This is a genomic window from Gluconobacter japonicus, from assembly GCF_015244665.1.
GTDB lineage: Bacteria > Pseudomonadota > Alphaproteobacteria > Acetobacterales > Acetobacteraceae > Gluconobacter > Gluconobacter japonicus.
In genome coordinates this window covers 18,420-39,214 of sequence record NZ_JABCQN010000009.1, presented here as the reverse complement: position 1 = coordinate 39,214, position 20,795 = coordinate 18,420, and the positions used below count along the sequence as shown (strand labels likewise).

The following is a 20,795-nucleotide window of genomic DNA, read 5'->3' as shown; positions in this document are numbered from 1 at the left end:
CGCGCCTTGATAGGCATCTCAGCTGCCGACAAACTCAAAACTCTTACGGGAAGTCCACCCTGAGACAAAATTCAGAAAGTTAGTCAAATTGACCAATCAACCCAATCTCGAAGCTCTTAATAAAAGATGCGAACGGAGCATCACAAAAATGAGCGACGACGAGGCGCTCAAACATATCGGCCAATTGATCGACGATTCCTGTGATGGGACATTTGAACGCGGCCTGACACGGGCATTCTATTTGCTCGATGACCTTACACAACGGCCGCTCGCTGAAGAGAATGCCGTGTTGGCAGAGTATTTCCGGGCTAATGCTTGGGCTGCGCGATCGCAGATTGCTAATATGCGACCATCCTGGTCTTGGGAGAACATAGAACTTCAGGAAGAGATGTTGGCACTCTCGCGGGCAGTCAACCATCCCGGGTTCATTAAGCTCGATAAGATACGACGCTGCCAAATTCTGACTAATCGTGCCAATCTACTCAGTAGGGTCGGTCGCTCAATCGACGCAATCGCCGGTTGGGATGATGCGCTCTGCATCTGTCCGCACTTCGCGATAACACTCGGTAACCGCGGTGCCGGACTCAGACATTATGCCGGTATGGTCGAAGACAATCGCGAACGCGCCATTCTGTCGCTCCATGCCTATGACAGTCTTTGCAAGGCGATGGCGCGGGATGCAGTGTATGAGTCTCCTAACTTTACGCCCCTCGTTGCGCAGTTCAGGAACCTAGCCAACGAACTTGAGAGAAAGCTCGATGTCGATGCAGTGCGGTCGATGCAGCACCTTGATCAGGGTGAGCATGGCCGATCAAAAACGGAACGCGCCTATCGTCAATGGTGCCTCGATAAGCGGCTGTTTCTTTGTCCTTTGAATGACCTGGGATCGTATCTCGCTGCGGCGACCGACGATTTTATGTTGCCCGGTATCACCGAGAGATTCGACGAACGCCCTGGAGACTATTCACCGCCTCCAATCATCGGCTTTTTCAGCCAGATGAAACAAGAATATGCCTCAGCCCGCTACATGCTATTCGAAGGAGTGAGCAGCACACGGACCCACTTCTCCGACCGCGGCGTCACGCTCACTAACACGCTCGATTATCCACTCTACTCGCTCGCGAGCGAGAGAGTTCGGACAGCATTTCGCGTTGCGTATTCCTTACTCGACAAGATTGCCTTTTTGATCGACCGCTATTGGAAACTGGGGAAGGTATCCAAGCATATCAACTTCAAGAACGTCTGGATGGTCGAAAAGAAGCAGAGGCTGCTCCCGCAGTTCGAGGAATCGAACAATTGGCCTCTACGGGGACTCTATTGGCTGTCGAAGGAACTGTTTGACGATCAGCTTAAACAGACAACAGCTGCAGACGCCCACGAACTCCATGCGATCCGCAACGCGCTTGAGCATACCTATCTGCGCGTCAGCATGGGCTGGGCTAAGCCGTTCATGATAGGACAGGCCAACACTAGTGGTTTCGGGATTACCATCGGGAGCGACGAACTGGAATCGAAGGCTATACGGCTAATGCAAATTGCCCGCTCGGCTTTATTTTATGTATCATTCGCGATCGACCATGAAGAACGTGAGAAGCGCCGTGCTAACCCAAATACTATGATTGGATCGATGCCGCTTTATGATCTCGAAGATCGCAGAAAGCGCCGCGATCCAAATTAGAAAGACTGTTTCGTCAGGATAATAGTATTTTTGGTCATTAGCCTTTCTGTTTTCTGATTCCCGGAAAGGGAAATTCAAAAATTATCTTTGGTCTGGCTGAATGTTCGCTAATTCAGATTACCACCTGAAAGCAGACCTTCCGTTCCTCCCCAAGTCAGCCGCGAGCCTCAGAATAGTTACAGACCTGCGTGAGTTGGAATGTCTCTCGCAAAGAGGGCCAGAGACTATCAGATTGTCTTTCCCGCAGCAGACGTTGTCCTTGCATGAGCGTCTGTGGAACACGCCTGGAACGGACCTTTGCAGGTCTTTTTTGGGTCTCACCCCCTATGTCCGATAATGTAAAAAATGGACATAGATTTCATGGCGGAAAACTGCGGATTTTTGGTATTCCTTGAGGTTTCTGAACGGCTGTTTGTCTAAATGCCCATCACGCCCTTCATGTCTCCGAACTATACGCCGTTGACGTATGAGCCAATGACGTATAGATTTTTGTGAATGTCAAAGTTGCAGACCGTTGTCGAACTGCCTGAATTCATAAAGCGGGCAAAAGCCCTGATGTCAGACGACGATCGTACGGCTCTGATTAACATACTCGCTGCAATGCCAGATGCTGGAATTTCTTTAGGCAGCGGTCTGCGAAAGGTCCGCTTTTCCCGCGAGGGTGGTGGGAAGAGGGGAGGGTACAGAACTCTCTATGTTTTTGGTGGAAGACAGATGCCTCTGTTTCTCCTGACTGTTTTTGCTAAAAACGAGAAAGACAATCTAACGCGATCTGAACAGGCCGCCCTGGTAGACTTGAGCAAGACGCTTGTTGCGAAATACGGAGAACCATCATGAGCGCTTATGACAGCATTCTGCAGGGGCTGAATGAGGCTCTCGCCTATTCGGAAGCTCCGGACGAGGACAGCGTGACCCACCAGGTGCATGTTCCGTCGGTTGACGTGGCGGCCATCAGAACCCGGACTGGACTCTCTCAGGCACAGTTTGCCAGAAGCATCGGGGTCGCCAAAGGGACCCTTCTGAACTGGGAACATGGCCGTCGTCAGCCAACCGGACCAGCTCAGGTTTTGCTGGCGATGTTGGATAAGCGGCCGTCGTTGGTGAGTGAGCTACTTACTGCGGCTCGCTGAGGAAACACAGGTCCCGATACGCTCATTCAAATGAGCAATATGAGAGGTAAACGGAAGGTCTGCTTTGTGTAGGGCGGTCAGTTAAACCGGATATTCACATGGGTGACCCTCGCCGACGGCAAACAGCCCGGAGCCCCGCCGAAGATAGCAGAACGGGCCTACAGCGGGTCTCTTAGGACTTTGAAGAACGGATTAAGCCCAGCCTGAAACGGCAGGCTGTAATTGAGCCCTATGTTGCTTGTCTCAGGAACCGTGTAATCAAATCATGGAGACATGGCGTCGATCCTGATCGTCGCAGAAGGGATCGACCGGTCGGGCGCGTATATTTTTCGGGATGAGTATATCAGATGCGTAATTTTAAAGGTTTGTTTTTACTGACATTACAGCTCGCATTTGGGGCCACACCAGCTGTAGCCTCAGATACGACGACCTTCGTACCCTCGACATCATGTGCGACTTATCTGGACTACGCAAATAGAGACAAAGCATCTGTTAACGCGCCGGAAGCGCGAAACAGAGTGATCTCGGCAATGAAAATCATGCAACCGTATATGACGGAATTTGCTTCGCTTCATCTAGGACAAGAGGTCATGGGGCAGATTATGCGGAGCTTCTTTCTCAGGATGGAGCTTGAATGCCACAATCATCCTGATCAACTCTTGTCCCAAGTCATCCCGAAGGTTGGCAATGGCCTTGTTGATAACCTGAATGACGTTTTGGCCCATTCAGGAGTTAAGACGCATCTTTCCTATCCATCCTTCTGAGCGGACAGGCAGTACAGGGGGGACAACAGTCAGTCCGTTTTCGGGCAGCAGACGTGGGACAGTCGACTTTCTGATAACATTCAGAATAGAATGCGAAGAGTGCAAGTGAATTATAGTCGTCTACGCGATTACTAAGAAAAACACATATAGGATATGTTGATAAAATGGAGAATTTTTTTTCAGTAGACGTTATGAAACTCGAAGTCGGAGATATTATATTTACAGCAGAAAATGCCGCAGTCAGTAAAGCTATAAGGTTTTTTACAAAAGGAAAAGTTTCTCATGTTGGTTTGTGGACTGGGAAAACCATGTTGGAGGCTGCTTCTAAAGGTATTTTTTCTAAAAACCCACAACGTATATTAGCAGATAACAAGAATAAAATTCACGTTTTACGACCAAAAAAAAAGCTAACCAATATACAAGAACAATCGTTAATAAACTTTGCCAACAAAAAAATTCTCACGCCGTACTCTGTTCCTGAAGCCATATTCATGGCTCCTTTGCGGTGGTGTGGTATCAAAGCTTCTGACAAACAATTTTGCTCGCGTTTCGTTGCTCAATGTTTCCAAGAAATCGCTTATGAACTCAACGGAATAAAATATCCGAGCTTTTGTTCTCCTCAGACTTTATTTTCATGCGATAGTTTTTTTGAAGTAAAAGAAGCAATAAAAGAATTAAACGAAACGGAAATACAATTTACGAAATCATTAGATCCTTTAACATTACATCAAAAAAATCATATTGAAATAATAAAAAAAATTCAAGACCTCCTAAAGAGGAAAAAAGTAAATTTTAAAATAAATAATTTTCAAGATATATCTGATTTCCTAATAAAAAATAGGTCATTCGATAATGAATTCACAAATATCATAAGATCAAACAGTTATTTATCTGATTTTTGTTTGGATAGGTATAGAAATCCCCAGAGGTATTTTGGAGATTTTTGTACAATGTATATCAAAAATAATTCACATGAAGATACAGTGACAGGGTTAACAAGAAATTTGCACGCAATCAAATCTGCCATTAGCGATAGAATAAAAGAACTTAATACCTATAGGGATTATTTCATATCCACAGGTTTAACGTACTATGAAGATCACTACATTCTTCATAAAAATATAGTTCTTGAATACATATATATGTCAAAATACACACGTGACGCATTAAAGGCAATTTTACCTATTACACAGCAAGAAAAAGACATTAATGAAGAAGAAATTATAACTTCTCTTTGTAGTGAGGCGGAGGAATTATTTTCTTTCTGCCGAGAGGGTTTTTCTGAAAATAATATTCCATTCTGATACGGATGCCAGTCAATGTTCTCGTTATTAAAAAAGGATATCGAACGGCGATCATGTATTCTCACTTTATCCTCATCTAAAATGGAAGGCTATTATTAAGGTAGCCCGTGATGTCGGCTTTCCATTGAGCTTTCGCATGGATCGTATGTCTCACATGAGGCGGAAGCAGCAGGTCCGCTTACGCCTCTTCTCGGTCGTCGCGCGCGAGTAATCTGATTCCCGAAAGCGGACATGATGCGGGGGGCTCGAAATTCGGTTTGAGCTAACTGCGGATCGCCCCTGTCTCCCGGCGCTGCATGATTGATTGACCCTTTCTCACGCAGGAAACGACTTACAACCGTGGTCTCTGATGACCCGTCGGTTCGATGCAGGCGCTTTGACAAGCGCTGCCTGCGGGCGGATCGGCCGCTCCACCAAATTTCCGCCGCAATTCGGGCAAGAGCCTGGAAGAACGTCGGCCGCACATGTCGCGCAAAACGTGCATTCGAAGGTGCATATCCGCGCTTCAAGGCTCTCAGGCGGCAAGTCTCGGTCGCAGCATTCGCAGTTGGGCCTAAGATCTAGCATCTTGTCTTGCCTCCGGTGTTGCAGATACGGCCACCGCAGCGGCGCGCCTTGATGATGTCTGATTGTTGAGGACCAGCAAAGCGCTTTCCCCTATCGCCTATAAGTGAGACATCGAAGTGGGGATGTTGGCTGCCCGAAAGCAGACGTTTTTAGGTGAACCGCGATAGACCGCATTTGGAACTTTGGTGGGGAGCAGTGCTGCGGCTTGGCGCGTCCGGTTATTCCGAAACCGACTACTCGCAGAGCCGCATAATCCGCCCCTCTTTTGTCCGGCCTTCTGGACGAACCGGAACGCCTCTTATACGCGAACAAATTTAGCTAGCTGTTGTACAATTTATGGTGCCGCAAGCTCGGTATGTGCACCTGTTCACGAGCTTTCCGAAGTCACGCTACTTGCCATTAAGTCACTCATCTGACGATCCCTCTTCTCGCTATTGTCGCCACCTTACGTTGGATACAAGCAATGCATCCTCTCAAGACTGACAATATTGACAAGATCCGTGTGGCCTATCCGTATCGAAGCCTCCCCTGGCATGGATGTGAAAGGCTTTTCCTCCAGCAGCACTGGTTTTCTCTGCACACCTTCGGCCACAGGGGAGCATGCGCCTTGCTGTGTCGTGACTGGCGTTACTATTTTGGGTGTTACAATCGCTTGGCTTGAAATTGGCGCGGTTGACGATGATTGGCAGTCGATGGAACTCGAATTTACCGGGCCAATGAAGCTCAATGAGATTGACAGCTTTTTGACCCGCTTTGCCGATTTCTCCTCAGTCGATATCGCAAAGAACCAAACAGCCCCACTGCACGGGATATTGACTATCACTGTCCGATTGACAGAACTGGAGGTCATAGATCTCAGTGCCCCTTCGGCCGGATCATTATGACTGATGGTTTGAACATTATGAGCAAGACGGCAATCGCCGTTGATCGCGGGCATTTGCAAGCCTGCCAAGGGAGCGCCTTGCCCCAGATTTTTGCCGAAGACATGCGCAATCCCGATCATAAGATGAAATATATCTCGTGGTTCGTGGTGCTGGAGGAGTTGGAAAAGCGCTTCATCTTTCCGGCGTTGTTTTCCGCCGATGAGATTTCCCAAATCACCGCTGCAGTCACGCTGCCACCGGCCCAATCGACGCGTCTTAGCAATATGCTGAAAGGACCTAGGTGATAGAAAGATCAATAAGATTATAAATGAATATTAAAATTCCGCATCTATGATGGATTTTTCCAGATGAGGTATAACATGCGACAAATAGGAATATTTTTCGCAATATTTTTTTTCTGCCATGTAGGGTCTATCGAGCATTTCAAGTGCCGCCTTCCCTAAAATTTCATCACTTTCATTTATGGAAACAAACATATCGCTTCCACCATATTGCACTGAAGGATGTAATTCATAACAATCAAATAATTGGTTTATAGATATTTGCGATCGTGCGGAAAGAAGCTTGGTAGGTTCGAGTTTGAATTTTGTCGAAAGCTCCTCCTTTATGGGGGCAGCAGTTTCGTTGGATCTGATAGCAATTTCACGAAGATAACCCTCCGAAAATTTCCCATCGATCCTTTGTGATCTGTGATCGCTCGTCTTAGAGAGAGCAAGCCGAATATATGCCCCCAGATCAGCGGCTGACATAGGTAGAGACTGATATATCAGGGGTGTATCGGGATCGGTTGTCGATGTTCCCGCAGCCCACTGGTAACTGTAGAAACATTTCTTTGATCTAACGAGAGTAATGTGTCTCGCTTGAGGAACATTTTGCCATGCTTCAAACGGATTAAGAATTGCAGTGTTTTTGGGTCTGGAAACTAGCTCGTATTTATTTAGATTTACGGGCCAACCGTATTCGTACCATTTTCCATTTTTCCGCTTATAAGCGATCCATGCGCTCACTCGATTGCCAATACCAAGGGAATAGTATCCTAATACCAAAGCAGGACGCCGCTGCAAGAAATATGGACCCGCAGCACTCTTGGCTATGGTGGTAACTGCTGCATCGACAGCGGATTGTTTGGCTCTGATTAAATCACCGATAAAAAAATCATCGCTCAATTAATTTCTCCAGATTTCTTTCAAGGATCACCCAAAAGTCTTTCAACGTGACATATATCACCACAAATATTATGCGATTACCAGTTATGGGTAATGTAGATGCTCGATCCTAGATCAAGTTGGCAAAAGGACTGTATGGTCTGCCTGAGATGTGATTCACTTTGTGCCCGGGGATGCCTGGGGATAGCGGGCAGAGGGAACAGACATGGCACGAGGCGATCTGACGGATCAGGAATGGGTGATAACTGGTTCGTTGTTGCCGCCTGAGCGTGGACGTTGGGCCGAACAGGACGTGTGGGATGCTCTTTTGCAAATCCTTGGAGATCTGACCCTAACAGATGACTGGCAGCATATGGTCGACGTACCGTAGTCCGTGCGCATTCCCACGCTACCGGTGCGAAAAGGGGGCTCATACGGAAGGTTTTAGTCGATCACGCGGCGGCTTTGCGAGCAAGGTTCACGCCCAATGCGACGATCAAGAACGTCCTCTTGGCTTTGTCCTTACCGGAGGTCACGGCTCGGACTACAGAGCCACAGGCGCCCTGACGATGTTGCCGGTTCCCAACCCACAGGCCATGCTGGCCGATCGGGGTTATGACAGCGATAGTTTCCGTCAGGATCTGGTGATCCACCGGATCCTGACGGTCATTCCATCTCGCCAAGGCCGCAGCGTTCCACAGAAAACAGACTGGTGGCCTTACATCGACCGCAACCGCATCGCGCGGATGTTCAAGCACCTCAGATGCGCCGCATCGCGACCCGATACGACACGATTGCCTTGTCCTTTATGAGTTTCCTTAACTTCGTCGCCGTAAGGCTCTGACTCAGGCCTTTTGTCAACGTAACCTAATCATCGTGCCGCTTGATTCGGCATGAAAGAGGGAACGTTTTTTAATGAAGCAGCAATCGGCTTAATCGCTCCATGTCGTATCCCGCAGTGCCTTTTAAAACCACAGTGTGCGCTCTGAGAAATATTAAGTCCGCTTCTTATGTTTCGCGACGCACAGCGGACATTCCGTTCTCCCCCCCCTGAACTGCCCGTCTGCTCAGTGATGCCGGAGCATACGGGCGGCATACGCCTACATATCAGTCGTTATTGAATTTCCATGAGGCTACTCGTAAGCTGACGTAGTCGTACATTTTCTGACATCCTAAAGGTTCAGAATGACGATGTGATCGGGTTCAGGAGTGGCAAGTGAAGAAAGCACTATATTTAGCTCCGATAATGGGCATTATCCCGTTGCTTTATCCAATTTCCAATAAATTTCATCATTGGAATGCAATGGAATTCCTTGTTATTTTTTCCATTTATACAGTGCTTTGCATGATATTTTTTGGCGTAAATACCTACCGATACATAAAAGGCGAAGCGAAAGCATCTAATCTGAAATCCTAAAAGGAGATGTGACGTGGATGTTTGACCACTTGGCCCCGGTCTTCTGTCTCGCTCTTCTCCGCAACTCATAGCATCAACCTGTACGGCTCTGTTGCAAAGTTGGTGCCCCTGTTTGAAACCGCTTTCAGTTTTGGTGTGGGGCACTGCGGATGAGCGATTTCAAGGGACGACATTTCCGGGGTGAGGTGATCCTGTGGGCGGTGCGTTGGTATTGCCGCTACGGGATCAGCTACCGGGACCTGGAAACCATGCTTGTTGAGCGTGGCGTGAGCGTTGATCACTCCACGATTTACCGCTGGGTTCAGCGCTACGCGCCCGAGATGGAAAAACGCCTACGCTGGTATTGGAAACGCCCGGGCTTTTCCCGCAGTTGGCGGGTTGATGAGACCTACATCAAGGTCAAAGGGAAATGGACGTATCTCTATCGGGCGGTCGATAAGGAGGGCGATACGATTGATTTCTATCTGTCACCGACCAGGAACGCCAAGGCTGCCAAACGTTTCCTGGGCAAGGCAGTGAGCGGACTGAAGGACTGGGAAAAACCAGAGACGATCAACACGGACAAGGCCCCGGCCTATGGTATCGCGATCAAAGAGCTAAAAAAGGACGGTAAGCTGCCAGGCACAATGCAGCATCGTCAGGTGAAATACCTGAACAACGTGATCGAGGCCGATCACGGCAAGCTCAAGCAGTTGATCAGGCCAGTGCGTGGTTTCAAAACGCTGAAAACCGCTTACGCGACAATCAAGGGTTTCGAGGTCATGCGCGCCTTGAAAAAAGGGCAGGCTCAGCTCTTCCAGTTCCAGAAAGGCATCATGGGAGAAGTGCGCCTAATCGAAAGGCAGTTCGGGGTCTACACTTACTAAAAACCCCGAAAATCAGGCCCGCTTCAAATCTTGCCCGACTTTGCAACAGTGCCTTTCAGGTTCACTGCTGCTCGGCAGACTAGGTGAAGGAACAGTGGATTGGCGAACTCGGGTTGCGCGACCACTTCTGCGGGCGGGCCAACCTTGTAAAATGCTGCAAAGGCGTATGCAGCGTCATATTCACGGCCGATAAAGCCCGCATGCGTAAAGAAGGGAAGGTCGTCGGCTGCGGCCTCGAGCGCATCCTCTATGAAGATGTCCCGGCAGGTGAGAAGCAGTTTGATCGGCTGCCCTACGAGGTCCACCTTGAGTTGAGGAAGCCAGGATCGCCATTGCCGCCGATCGGGGGTTTCATTAATCGCATCTACGCAAATCAGGAACGGCGCATTTGTGCCCTCGGCGAACGCGGCCAACACGCCCAAGATCTCGGACTTACTCGCCGACGGACCGATGGCTAGCTTGCTTGCCACCACGCTCCACAGATTCTGGCCGTGTGTTATTTCCTGTCCGAGTATGGCCAATGCCCCCCGCCCGGCAGATATCCGTTCCTTGGTTGCATCGATCGTGGTGTGTGTCTTGCCGATGCCGGCAGCCCCCCGCATGAGCAAAATGTCCGCTCCGGCGGCGATCGCAGCTGAGCTTTCGGCGAACGCGAGGATGTCGCGCAGGAGTGCACACGCCTCGCGAGCGTGATCGAGATCTGCGGCGGGGAATACACACTGATAGGCAGCCTGGTGTTGCCGCCAGAGAATGTTATCGTTTTGTGCACCATGCGTACTGTCAAATTCACTTTTAACTTCGGCTTCCAGAGACTGGGCGATGGGAAGCGTATTACTGGCGAGGCTATGTAGTGCTAAGCGGTCGACTTCCGTGAAGCAGAGCTTCTCGACCGCGGCAAAACGAAGTTTCGCATCGTTTAGGGCCGCCAATATCTGCTCGCACCAAGCAGGATGCGCTTTTGGGGCCATGTCGCTCCAAACACGCACTGCTCCGTCCAACCGCTCTACCCAGCCCTGATGGACCGCTGGCCAACTCGGATCGAGGCCAAAGGCCTTGATCGTATCGCCGGCGTCGTTTCCGACCCGAAGGCGAGGTGAATATCGCGGGCCGGCCACGCCTTCAGCCACGGTGGCGGCCCTTTCAAGCGTCGCCATGCTTAGATGCGGCGAGCCGAACCAGTACAATATACGCCCATCGGGGTTGTTCATGCCGAGGAGTCGAGACTTCAGCTCGCTTTCATGCCACCACACGACCTCAATCGTGATGCCACGCTTGGCAGCGCGATCAATTAGGCCTCTTCGCCAAGTCTCCAGCTTTTCCGCCTGGCCTTCACCTTTACGCGCTTTGACCGTTGGCGTCGGGTCAAATGGCAGAGTGACGATATAGGTTTGAAGGTCAGGATGATTGTCGAGGGCTGTGTCGAGCGACTTTTCGAGCTGGGAGAGATGTGCAGCCTTAAGTGGCAGAAAGTATTTCGCCTGAAGGCCGACGACTTTTCCTGTGGGTAATCGCCAGATCGCTTCGACGCCGCCATCGCCGTGATTCCGCTTGTACTGCGAGCCCGCAGCTACACTGTAATGATGGAAAATCTGGACAGAGAACTCTTCGAAGCCCTCTCTCTGGCCGCCGCGTTCCGCACGAATTTTTGAAAAGTCGATATCAGGGGTCATTCGCCAGCCGCAGTAGTGAGCGTCAATAGATTGTTTCGTTTATACGAAAAACGGCGTCACGTCATTCGACCTTGCCGTATCCGGCCCGTCCTTTCCGCTCCCCGCAGCCCCTTGCTGTCTTTGAAAACTTACGGTGTTCGACTGTAAGCCGCTCTTTCGACGGCGGCCCGAGAATGACTGCAAAGTTCCAAACGCGGTCTATCGTGGTTCGCCTGACAATGTCGGCTTTCGGGCAACCATCATCATCACTTCGATGTCTGAGGTGAGGGCGAGAGCAGTAGGTCCGCTTACGCCCCTCGGACATGAGATCCTCATCACGTCACACCTAAAGCTGCCACCACTCTGTCAAAGAGTCTGGCAGGCTTCACGTTGACTGGCGGCCCAGCATATTGACCGTCTGCCGCTTGGGGACTTCACATCGGGAAAGCGCTTCCTGAACCGCCAGTCCCAGATCTTCATCTGAAACAGACAGCGGCACATGCATGACTTTTTCCTTATGTTGCTTTGTATTGGATGGCCATGCAAAGTGGCCGCCAGTAGTCCGTTTGCTGGGCGTCAAAATAACAAAATCGTCCACAAGATAGTGCCACTGGGCAAAGACCATATCGCAGCAGGACCCTGCCTGTTCACGTTTCTTATAGCCGTACGTTGAGGCAACCTCTTCCCAGAAAGCCAGACGGCGCGCATTCGAAGTTTTCGACATGGCATCAACCTCTTCTCTGTTCAGGGAAGGCTCCCCAGGCTTGTTGAAATATTCACTGGACAGAAGAGCTTTACGGAAATTCTCTCCAATCCAAAGTGGAGGAGCATCTTTGGGGGCATGCGTACTCCAACCCGTGCGCGAGAAATAACCTCCTCCCCAGATTTCTATGCACTCAACCACCAAGAATCTGGGAGACATGATGATGTTAACTTGCTTACTATGAAGCCACCGGATGCGTTCGGGCGTAAAGTAGGTCTGGGTCATGTGATTTCATCAATCTCAAAAGTCACGGGCTTTACGTCGCTCGGAGTGTAAGCTGCCATCTTGGCCGCTGCGCCACGATAGGCCTGACAGATCTGCTCCCACTGGGCTTCAGTCGTGCCATCAGACCGAACAGCCAGCTCAAAACGATAAGACTTAATTTCATCTTGAGTAAACCGGACATAGGTATTTGAAGACGTCCTGCTATTGCCCGTTTGATACAGGGTCATCTTTTTCATGTCGGCCCAGATCTGCCACTTAATTTCTGGGGGATGATCTTGTTTAGGCCCGCGGCTAACCCCAAAGTCGACCTTAAATAGTCCGTTGTTCAGTCCTGGAAGGTGCGACGAGATTGAAATGCTGGACGTTCAAATTGGCTTCATGCGCACGTGCCTGAGCCAGTTCGAATGCGCTCTGCATACGCATCAAGGTATCGGCGCGTACTCCAAAGGCCTTCTCAAACCGAATGGCCATGTCAGCAGACAGGTTAGACCTTCCGTTTAGAAGAGCACTGATCGACTGACGCGAGACACCAAAATGTTCCGCAACGGTGTTTACCTTGATATTATAGGGCTCCAGTATTTCTGTCCTGATCCAGTCACCCACATGAACGGCCAGCGAGGCATGCATTTTAAGCGCCATGATAATCCTCCAGTGTCATATCGCAGAGGGAACCCTGCTCGTTCAGGCGAAACGTCAGACGCCAGTTTTTGGTGACCGTCATTGACCAGGTGCCTGCGCGATCCCCCGTCAATGGGTGCAACCCATAATTTGGAGGAACAGCAAGTTCGTCTAACGACGCTGCTGCATCAATGAATGCCAACATCTTCCGAAGCCGGCTGACGTCGCCAACGAGACCTTTAGCATTACCTGTTTCGAAAAACCGGCGCAGGCCCTTGTGACTGATGCTGTCGATCTCCATGGATGTAACCTACAGCTTTACGTTCTCAATGTAAAGATATGCTTTACATAGTAGAATTCCTATTGCCTTGAACTTACCTAAGAGTCCCCCTTCCCTATCTCATTTGAGACGACCGTTCTCAGTAAATCTGACAAGGTAAAATTATATCCGTTAATCTCTTTTATCGGACATAGGGTGTAGGGCACAAAAAGACCCGCAAAGGTCCGTTCCAGGCGTGTTCCACAGAGGCTCTGCACGGACAGAGTCTACTCCCGGAAGGACAGTCTGATTGTCTATGGCCCTCCAACTCACGCGGGCTTGGAACCATTTCTCTGAGTTGCGACCGACATGTGGGGGGAAACCGACAATAAAGCATGCAAGCGCGGGATTCAGAAATCCCGTCTATCGTCTGTAAGACGTGCTCCCAAAGAGAGATTGAAGTAAAATTTTTAGATTTTGCCTAAGAAATAATACGAAACCTGTTCTTGACGTTCTGTTACACTAGAAACATTCTGTCACTCATAATTTTACGGTGAGATTTCAAGATGACAGATCAGTCCCTTTTTCCAGCACAAGTCCCTCCAACTGATCATCTTGAAGGGGTTCTGTCTGGAAAATCGGGAAAGTCTGTCGCGACACACGATCAGATCTACGGATCTCTCCCTACCCCTCAGGAGATCAAGGACCTTTTAACGGGCCTGTCAGGAAAGCAGGTGGGAAGCTCCGGTCAGGACCTGACGTCAGGTGTCGACTACTGGAAGAACTCCCCGGAGGTCGAAAAGCTCAAGACCGAGCTGCTTGCGTCCGGGCAAAGCAATCCGGCTTCTGCACTTACTTCAGACAAGACGGCCCTTTCAGAAACAAAGACATTATCGACAGCCGTCTCACCATCTCCGGCACTGGTGAGTCGTGCCGCCATCGCGCTTTACTCGACGTCCATTGATGAACCGCTCTACGACCAGGGCGGCGTAGGGCCTACAATCTGGTTTGCTAGTAGCAACCCCTTTGCCTCAAATACCGTCATGGTAGAGCACTCTGCTTTGGTCAGCAGTCATCTCACTGAACTCAAAATTTTGCGGAATGACGGATATCGGTGGGCTAATGGAGACCTGGATATTGCTCATGGCGGACTTCCCGACGTACCTCCAGGATATAGTGATGCTGCAACCAATAAATATTTTCTGCAAAGCTTTGATGGTGGATCAGGACATTACGTTGCAGAGCGTCTTTTAAATCGGGATTTTACGCCTACAGAACATAATAACTGGGTCAGCGTTATCAATCAGGACATCAAACATAACGGATGGACACCAGCAGAAGTCTGGCTGAAATTCTATGTGACCGTCTCTAATTATCCTGAAGTGACCACGGATCTGAACGGCTTTCAGCGCGATATTCTCAGCCGCACAGACGGCAGTTACGATACCGGCTGGAATACCTGGGCCCAGAACATGATGGCTCATGGATACTCTCTTACGGAGATGCGATCCAATATTGCACACAGTGATGCAGCCCAGGCAGCCCTGAATGCAATTTATCAAACGGACTTTTCTCGGAATATCGATGCTTCAGGCCTTCTTCACTACGAAGACAAGCTGGCCAGTGGGTGGACCTTGCAACAGGTCCGGACTGAGGTCTCCCATTCCGACGAAGCTACACAGCGTCTTTCCCAGGCTATCATCGATATTCAGGGGCGTGCGGTTACGGAGAACGACAAGACCTGGATCCAGGCCCAGGAAGACGCTCTTACAAACAGCTCGACAACACTTACACAGATCTATCAGGGCACGGCCCTCTGGACGGGCGAGCATGGCGGTTACAATGGCCTGATTCAGAACATTCAAAACCGCACGCCGACAGATGCGGACAAAACCTGGATCCAGGCTACCGAAAGTCTCATCGGAGGCCGTCAGCAGACCTATTATCAGGTGCGTCATGATCTGGCCTATTTCTCGGGTGAAGATTACGTCATCACAGCCTACTATCAGCGCGTCCTGGGGACCGGTCCGACAGCAGATCAGATCGCCAGCGCCAAGCAGGATCTTGATAACGGCGGGAGCATTACAAACCAGCAGACAGCGCTTGCCATGTCAGATGCCGGGCGTGCCGTGATTCAAGGTCTGTATCGTGACCTTGCAGGGCTGAATTCACCCAATGACGGTCAGAACACTTATTACCAGAACCAGTTGGCCTCAGGGTATGGCATCCCTCAGGTTCGTATCAATATGGCGCACAGTGTCGAAACGCATACGGCTCTGAACCAGCTTCAGCATGACATTATTGGTCGTACGGACGGTCAATATGATGAAGCCTATGATCAATGGGCTGAAAACAGTATGGGATCATACACGGACTGGACGTTGCAGCGTGTTCGGCAGGATATTGCATTTACATCTGCCGCGCGCACTGCATCCATAGGCGTGATCCAGAAAGAAGCCGGGATCCAGGCTCCGTCAGCGCAACTTCTTGATTATTTCTCGTCGCAGTTTTCTGCCGGTAAATCCCTGGCGGACATGACCATTTCGTTTGCCTATGGTGGCGAAGTGCGTGGCGCAGCGACAGCGATCATTCAGAAGGAATCTGACATCCAGGCGCCATCAGGCCAGCTTTTGGATTACTTTTCACGCACAATCGCCGGAGGTCAGTCTCTTCAGGACATGACCGTGTCTTACGCGTATGGAAATGAAGTCACAGCAGCGCTCGGAGAAGGTTACAGCTTCTTCCTCGGACGGCCAGTCTCCGCCAGTGAGCTTTCGACAGCACAGGCGACGATCGCTTCCGGCACAAGTCTCGCAGGCATTTATAGTCCGCTCTCACAGTCCTCTGAAGCCTACACCCAGTACCGGAACCTTTATGCAGACTGGGGCCAGGTTCCTCCCACCGATAGTCAGCTACAGACTGCAGGAACCGCCCTGTTTCATCTTCAAAGAGCCTGGGTCATGACGCAAGCGCAGACATCTGCACAGCTTCAGGCCGAAGTCCAGCAATATCAGGCGCTTCCTGCAGCGGCGACGTTCCAGGACTATATCAGCGCGCTTGCTGTCTCTCAGGACCAGGCAACGGATCTGACAGCCAGCATGCGCGCTGAGCCCATGATGGAGGAAGCCGATACCGCTGCAGACGTTGCTAATCTCTCTTCGCAAGGGGGAGAAGCCGTCCTGACTGCTGCCACGGATCAGGCCATTATCAAGACCGTTCAGAAGCTGGACAAAGACGACCCGACCCCACCGTGTAATGATGGAAACAAATTCCGCACGACAGTTCCGAAACCTGTGGAGAACACCAGTCTGATTGCTGGAGCAAATATCCTGTATTCGCTTGTAAATCAGAAAGACTGGCCGGATACGTATAAGACCAATGGTATCACTTGGAACGATGCTGGCGCTGGTAACAACCTGTCCAAACAGGGTCTGCCTTACGAAGCCTATGTTCAGCAGAAACTGAACAACTGGCGCCCGGATGGCGGCTATGTCTGGCTGCAGGATCACCGCGGGAACTGGCCAACATTCGATCATTGGAACAAAGATACTTTTGACGCTGTCAGCGATAAGACCCTCAACACAAAAAGGGACAGTTACCAAAATCACCCCCCAGAAATTAAGTGGCAGATCTGGGCCGACATGAAAAAGATGACCCTGTATCAAGCGAGCAATAGCAGGACGTCTTCGAACACATATGTCGAGTTTGCCCAAGCTGATATTAAATCCTATCGTTTTGAGCTGGCTGTTCGGTCTGATGGCACGACTGAAGCCCAGTGGGAGCAGATCTGTCAGGCCTATCGTGGCGCAGCGGCCAAGATGGCAGCTTACACTCCGAGCGACGTAAAGCCCCTGACTTTTGAGATTGATGAAATCAAATGACCCAGACCTATTTTACGCCCGAACGCATCCAGTGGCTGCATACCAAACGTGTCGGCGTTGTTATGTCTCCGAAATTTCTGGTGATTGAGTGCAAAGAAATCTGGGGGGGAAGTTATTTCTCACGTACGGGCTGGAGTACGCATGCTCCCAAAGATGCTCCTCCTCACTGGATTGGAGAGAATTTTCGCAGAGCGCTTTTATCAAGTGAGTATTTCGCCAATCTCGCGAAAGATCCGCCGGTAGACCCGTCGGCTCGTGCAGCAATGGAGAAAGAATCTAACATGCGCCGTCTGGCTTTCTGGGAAGAGGTTGCCTCAACGTACGGCTATAAGAAACGTGAACAGGCAGGGTCCTGCTGCGATATGGTCTTTGCCCAGTGGCACTATCTTGTGGACGATTTTGTTATTTTGACGCCCAGCAAACGGACCACTGGCGGCCACTCTGCATGGCCATCCAATACAAAGCAGCATAAAGAAAAAGTCATGCATGTCCCGCTGTCTGTTTCAGATGAAGATCTGGGACTGGCTGTTCAGGAAGCACTTTCCCGATGTGAAGTCCCCAAACGGCAGACAGTCAATATGTTAGGCCGCCAGTCAACCTGACGCCTGCCAGACACTTTGACAGAGGGGCGGCAAATTTAATGGGGATCTGATGTCCAGCATGAAGGCGTAAGCGGACCTGCTGCTTACGCCCTCATCTGAGACCTAAGTGAGGCCATTGAGGCTTCCGCAAAGCGGACATCGCCAGTTGACGTGGAACTCCAACAAGATTGGAGCAACCATGCATCACAACCCAAACGGTCGACAAAATTACAATGCCATCTGGCGCAGTGTTGCAAGCCCCTTTAAATAAAGAAGGATGGAGAAACGTGCATGGCATAGTGGAGGGGGGCTGGTCTTTTGGCCGCTGGTTCTGCTTGCCATCATTATTCGGCTCAGTGTTGGGGGGCTGCCGGTACCGCAGTTTTTCCTCGACAATCCGTTAAAACAGGTCGCCAGCCTCTCAACCCTTTGCGATGGCCAGGATCTTGATTCACATAGCCCTGATCATCATCACGCAGCGGATGTTGGTGATGGCATTGCCGTAATCGATGACCTGTTGACGATCATTCTGACCGGATGCGTTGTAGCTGTTTTTCTCGCAATTTTTCTAACAAGCCGTCACGCTTTTTGGTGTTTCCCGCCAGTGCGAGGCCCTCCTTTGTGGCGGCTATCGGGCATCTATGCTCAGGGACCTCCCCATCTGATCTAGCACTGACTGAGCGCCTTTCTCGTCTCTACGATGAAAGGTTTTCTGCGTTTCTTAGATCAGAACAAACAGATGCCAATTTCTTTTGTATCCAGCCGTCCTCTCGGCTCGCTCGCGCTTGCCTGCGTTTTTTTGGGAGTCGTCCCGGCTCAGGCGCAACGGCCTCATATACGTTCCCGTAAAGCAGCAACGCCCCAATCGGGGTCGCATCAAATACAAACTCCTGAACGCATTATCGTGCGAGGTGCTGCGCATGGCTCGGCACTGCTTCATCCAACTGGTGAAACAACCTACACCGCAGAACGCGCAGATTTCGCGAATAGAGCGGCCCAGACCGTGAGTGATATGGTCGCAACCATTCCCGGTGTAACCGTCCTACAGGGCAATGGACCGCGTGACAGCGTTATTTCCGTCCGCGGGTCGGGCGCACGACAGTCCTATGGCCTAAAGAACCTTCAGGTCACAGAAGACGGTTTTCCCATGACGCAGCCGGATGGTACGGCCCGGGCAGATTTGATCGATCCGCATGCTTATGAGGGCGTGGATGTCTTCCAGGGACCGGCATCCACGTTATACGGTAATTATGCGATCAATGGGGCGATCAACTTCCGCACCCGGAACGGCGCTGACATTCATGGTCTGGAATTGGGCTCAGACTTCGGAAGCTTCGGCCTGTTCAATAACTACGTAACAATTGGAGCAGGCAATAAACGCTACGACTTCATGCTGTTTGGCAGCGATGTACGTGGTAAAGGCTTTATTGCGAACAGCCAGTACAATACGTCCACCGAGAATATGCGGCTGCGGGTTAATCTGACCTCATCAGATCGCCTCATTCTAAAGTTCGTCAATAACGTCACGGATACATCGCTGCCGTTACGCCTCTCTCTGAACCAATTTCGCAGTAATCCCTACCAAAATGGTTGTGCCAATGCGGCATCGGCCGCGGCTGGATGCGCCTCGGTCAATCTTTTGGTGAATGGTGCTTATGGAGCCCGCCAGACGATGAGCCCGCAGCAGGCAGGGCTGGGTCGTTTTGACCGACGCACCATTGTGGGTCTCCGATGGGAGCATGACTTCGATCCAAGAACGACATGGCATACCCAGTTTACCTATGATCAACGTCATATTGATCAGCCAGTCTCGACAACGGCTTTTGTGGGACCGTTTAATTCCTATAATGTGCAGACGGATCTGACGAACCGCGGACGTATCGGAAAGACGCCCCTGGCCAGCTTTGTGGGTGCCAGCTTCGACTACATGGATTATGGCTATCAGGTCTATAATCTGACCCCGCAAGGCGGCGCGACCCGCGGTGCTTTGAATTCCACATCATATGGCCATCAGTGGAACATTGGTATTCGTTTCCAGGAAGACTGGCAGTTTTCGCCGCTCTGGCATGCTGTAATTGGACTTGGCGGCACACAATCCGACATCGGCGCGCTCGAAACGCTCTACAACAGATCTGCCAATTCAACTGCGCTGCGATATATTACGGCCAATCGGCGTTTCTTCAATCTGGCACCGGAAGCATCGCTGGTTTATACGCCAACCAAGGACTGGACTCTCCATACTCGTGTTGGAACAGCCTACGCCACACCCGGCTATTCCAGTTTCTTTGTCACTCCTCAGGGAACCTACGGGAACAATACGCAGCTTAAGAGCGAAACAAGTCTCGGTTTTGATCTGGGCGCTGAATGGCACCCGTCGCCCAGCATCAATATTCAGGCTACTGGCTTTTATGAGTTCTACAGAAACGAGCTTGTTAGCCAGTCGGCGGGTGTCAATACTCCTGCTGGAAGTTATACCTTCAACGCCCCGGCTTCAGAGCATCGTGGCATTGAACTTGGCGCAACATGGCAGCCATTACGAGCCTCTCTGCCAGGTGCACGGCTGAAGCTGTCTTATACCTATGATAACCAGATCTACACGAAATACACCGAAACCCTGTCCAACAGCACGATGGCGCGTAATTTCTCGCGAAAGGGCAACCTCATCCCGGGCGTCATGCCGCATTTCCTGGATGCCCGCGTTCTCTATGATCAGCCAGACGGATGGCTGCAAGGGCTGGGAGGTTTTGCAGAAGTGACGTGGAGGAGCTCCTTTTACCTCGACAATGCCAATATTCTGAAAGCCCCCTCATACGCATTGCTCAATCTGGAGGTTCATTACGACCCTCCAGAACATCTGGGTTGGGCTCACCGTCTGCACAGCTACTTCGAAGTGCAGAATGTAACCAATCAGGTTTATGCCGCAGGTGCGACTGACATCAGCGATACACTCCTCTCGACCGGGCAGCAGGCTGGGCGGGGTGTTTTGGCCAATAAGACAGGATCAATATACGCTGGATCGCCAAGAGCGTTCTTTGGTGGCGTGCGGATCAAGTTCTGAAGGTAT

Annotated in this window: 21 protein-coding genes; 14 read left to right on the top strand and 7 right to left on the bottom strand. The window is 50.7% G+C overall.

Annotated elements, in window-relative coordinates:
• The first annotated feature begins 148 nt into the window (after positions 1 to 148).
• The 5 genes from HKD32_RS13710 (at position 149) to HKD32_RS13690 (ending at position 4,876) form a co-directional block, all read left to right on the top strand.
• Entirely contained in the window at positions 149 to 1,678 is a 1,530-nt protein-coding gene (locus HKD32_RS13710) for an LA2681 family HEPN domain-containing protein (RefSeq protein WP_194258293.1), read from the top strand.
• A 495-nt stretch (positions 1,679 to 2,173) separates the two neighbouring features.
• Positions 2,174 to 2,515 (top strand): type II toxin-antitoxin system RelE/ParE family toxin, encoded by a 342-nt coding sequence (locus tag HKD32_RS13705; protein ID WP_194258292.1) that lies wholly within the window; start codon positions 2,174 to 2,176, stop codon positions 2,513 to 2,515.
• Positions 2,512 to 2,808, top strand: coding sequence for a helix-turn-helix domain-containing protein (locus HKD32_RS13700; RefSeq protein ID WP_194258291.1), 297 nt, complete (start codon positions 2,512 to 2,514; stop codon positions 2,806 to 2,808). Before HKD32_RS13705 ends, HKD32_RS13700 begins: the two co-directional genes overlap by 4 nt.
• 347 nt (positions 2,809 to 3,155) lie before the next feature.
• Positions 3,156 to 3,572, top strand: a complete 417-nt coding sequence (locus HKD32_RS13695; protein ID WP_194258290.1) for a hypothetical protein — start codon at positions 3,156 to 3,158, stop codon at positions 3,570 to 3,572.
• Between the two features lie 164 nt (positions 3,573 to 3,736).
• The gene (locus HKD32_RS13690; protein WP_194258289.1) at positions 3,737 to 4,876 is read left to right on the top strand and encodes a YiiX/YebB-like N1pC/P60 family cysteine hydrolase; all 1,140 of its coding nucleotides are present in this window, start codon (positions 3,737 to 3,739) and stop codon (positions 4,874 to 4,876) included.
• Between the two features lie 315 nt (positions 4,877 to 5,191).
• Here the strand turns inward: HKD32_RS13690 and HKD32_RS13685 are convergent, their stop codons facing one another.
• Positions 5,192 to 5,443, bottom strand: a complete 252-nt coding sequence (locus HKD32_RS13685; protein ID WP_194258288.1) for a DUF1272 domain-containing protein — start codon at positions 5,441 to 5,443, stop codon at positions 5,192 to 5,194.
• 533 nt (positions 5,444 to 5,976) lie between these two features.
• On the opposite strand from HKD32_RS13685, the gene HKD32_RS13680 reads away from it, so the two are divergent.
• Both HKD32_RS13680 and HKD32_RS13675 read left to right on the top strand, forming a co-directional pair.
• Entirely contained in the window at positions 5,977 to 6,327 is a 351-nt protein-coding gene (locus HKD32_RS13680) for a hypothetical protein (RefSeq protein ID WP_194258287.1), read from the top strand.
• A complete protein-coding gene (locus HKD32_RS13675; protein WP_194258286.1) occupies positions 6,324 to 6,611 on the top strand; it encodes a hypothetical protein in 288 nt (95 codons plus the stop codon). Before HKD32_RS13680 ends, HKD32_RS13675 begins: the two co-directional genes overlap by 4 nt.
• A gap of 30 nt (positions 6,612 to 6,641) precedes the next feature.
• Here the strand turns inward: HKD32_RS13675 and HKD32_RS13670 are convergent, their stop codons facing one another.
• A complete protein-coding gene (locus HKD32_RS13670; RefSeq protein ID WP_194258285.1) occupies positions 6,642 to 7,493 on the bottom strand; it encodes a hypothetical protein in 852 nt (283 codons plus the stop codon).
• Between the two features lie 205 nt (positions 7,494 to 7,698).
• Between HKD32_RS13670 and HKD32_RS15320 the strand changes: the two genes are divergently transcribed.
• From HKD32_RS15320 to HKD32_RS13660, 3 genes are all read left to right on the top strand, one after another.
• On the top strand, positions 7,699 to 7,863 hold the full coding sequence (locus HKD32_RS15320) for a hypothetical protein (protein WP_228119053.1): 165 nt from the start codon (positions 7,699 to 7,701) through the stop codon (positions 7,861 to 7,863).
• A complete protein-coding gene (locus tag HKD32_RS15525) occupies positions 7,832 to 8,284 on the top strand; it encodes a transposase (protein WP_408870757.1) in 453 nt (150 codons plus the stop codon). Before HKD32_RS15320 ends, HKD32_RS15525 begins: the two co-directional genes overlap by 32 nt.
• Positions 8,285 to 9,038: 754 nt before the next feature.
• Complete coding sequence (locus tag HKD32_RS13660; protein WP_194258284.1) at positions 9,039 to 9,755, top strand: IS6 family transposase; 717 nt, start codon at positions 9,039 to 9,041, stop codon at positions 9,753 to 9,755.
• A gap of 23 nt (positions 9,756 to 9,778) precedes the next feature.
• On the opposite strand, the gene HKD32_RS13655 is transcribed toward HKD32_RS13660, so the two are convergent.
• The 5 genes from HKD32_RS13655 to HKD32_RS13635 form a co-directional block, all read right to left on the bottom strand.
• Positions 9,779 to 11,425, bottom strand: coding sequence for a hypothetical protein (locus HKD32_RS13655; RefSeq protein ID WP_194258283.1), 1,647 nt, complete (start codon positions 11,423 to 11,425; stop codon positions 9,779 to 9,781).
• Positions 11,426 to 11,789: 364 nt separating this feature from the next.
• Positions 11,790 to 12,326 carry a contact-dependent growth inhibition system immunity protein gene (locus tag HKD32_RS13650; RefSeq protein ID WP_194258282.1) on the bottom strand — a complete coding sequence of 179 codons (537 nt, stop codon included), beginning with the start codon at positions 12,324 to 12,326 and terminating at the stop codon, positions 11,790 to 11,792.
• Between the two features lie 62 nt (positions 12,327 to 12,388).
• Positions 12,389 to 12,628 carry a hypothetical protein gene (locus HKD32_RS13645; protein WP_194258281.1) on the bottom strand — a complete coding sequence of 80 codons (240 nt, stop codon included), beginning with the start codon at positions 12,626 to 12,628 and terminating at the stop codon, positions 12,389 to 12,391.
• A gap of 73 nt (positions 12,629 to 12,701) precedes the next feature.
• A complete protein-coding gene (locus HKD32_RS13640; RefSeq protein ID WP_061928275.1) occupies positions 12,702 to 13,031 on the bottom strand; it encodes a HigA family addiction module antitoxin in 330 nt (109 codons plus the stop codon).
• Positions 13,021 to 13,311 carry a type II toxin-antitoxin system RelE/ParE family toxin gene (locus HKD32_RS13635; RefSeq protein WP_061928277.1) on the bottom strand — a complete coding sequence of 97 codons (291 nt, stop codon included), beginning with the start codon at positions 13,309 to 13,311 and terminating at the stop codon, positions 13,021 to 13,023. Before HKD32_RS13635 ends, HKD32_RS13640 begins: the two co-directional genes overlap by 11 nt.
• Before the next feature lie 524 nt (positions 13,312 to 13,835).
• Between HKD32_RS13635 and HKD32_RS13630 the strand changes: the two genes are divergently transcribed.
• The 4 genes from HKD32_RS13630 (at position 13,836) to HKD32_RS13615 (ending at position 20,789) form a co-directional block, all read left to right on the top strand.
• Entirely contained in the window at positions 13,836 to 17,150 is a 3,315-nt protein-coding gene (locus tag HKD32_RS13630) for an endonuclease toxin domain-containing protein (protein ID WP_194258280.1), read from the top strand.
• Positions 17,147 to 17,752: a contact-dependent growth inhibition system immunity protein gene (locus HKD32_RS13625; RefSeq protein ID WP_194258279.1), complete on the top strand. Its 606-nt coding sequence runs from the start codon at positions 17,147 to 17,149 to the stop codon at positions 17,750 to 17,752. Before HKD32_RS13630 ends, HKD32_RS13625 begins: the two co-directional genes overlap by 4 nt.
• A 256-nt stretch (positions 17,753 to 18,008) precedes the next feature.
• A complete protein-coding gene (locus HKD32_RS13620) occupies positions 18,009 to 18,401 on the top strand; it encodes a hypothetical protein (RefSeq protein WP_194258278.1) in 393 nt (130 codons plus the stop codon).
• A 30-nt stretch (positions 18,402 to 18,431) separates the two neighbouring features.
• Positions 18,432 to 20,789, top strand: a complete 2,358-nt coding sequence (locus tag HKD32_RS13615) for a TonB-dependent receptor family protein (protein WP_228119051.1) — start codon at positions 18,432 to 18,434, stop codon at positions 20,787 to 20,789.
• Positions 20,790 to 20,795 lie beyond the last annotated feature (6 nt).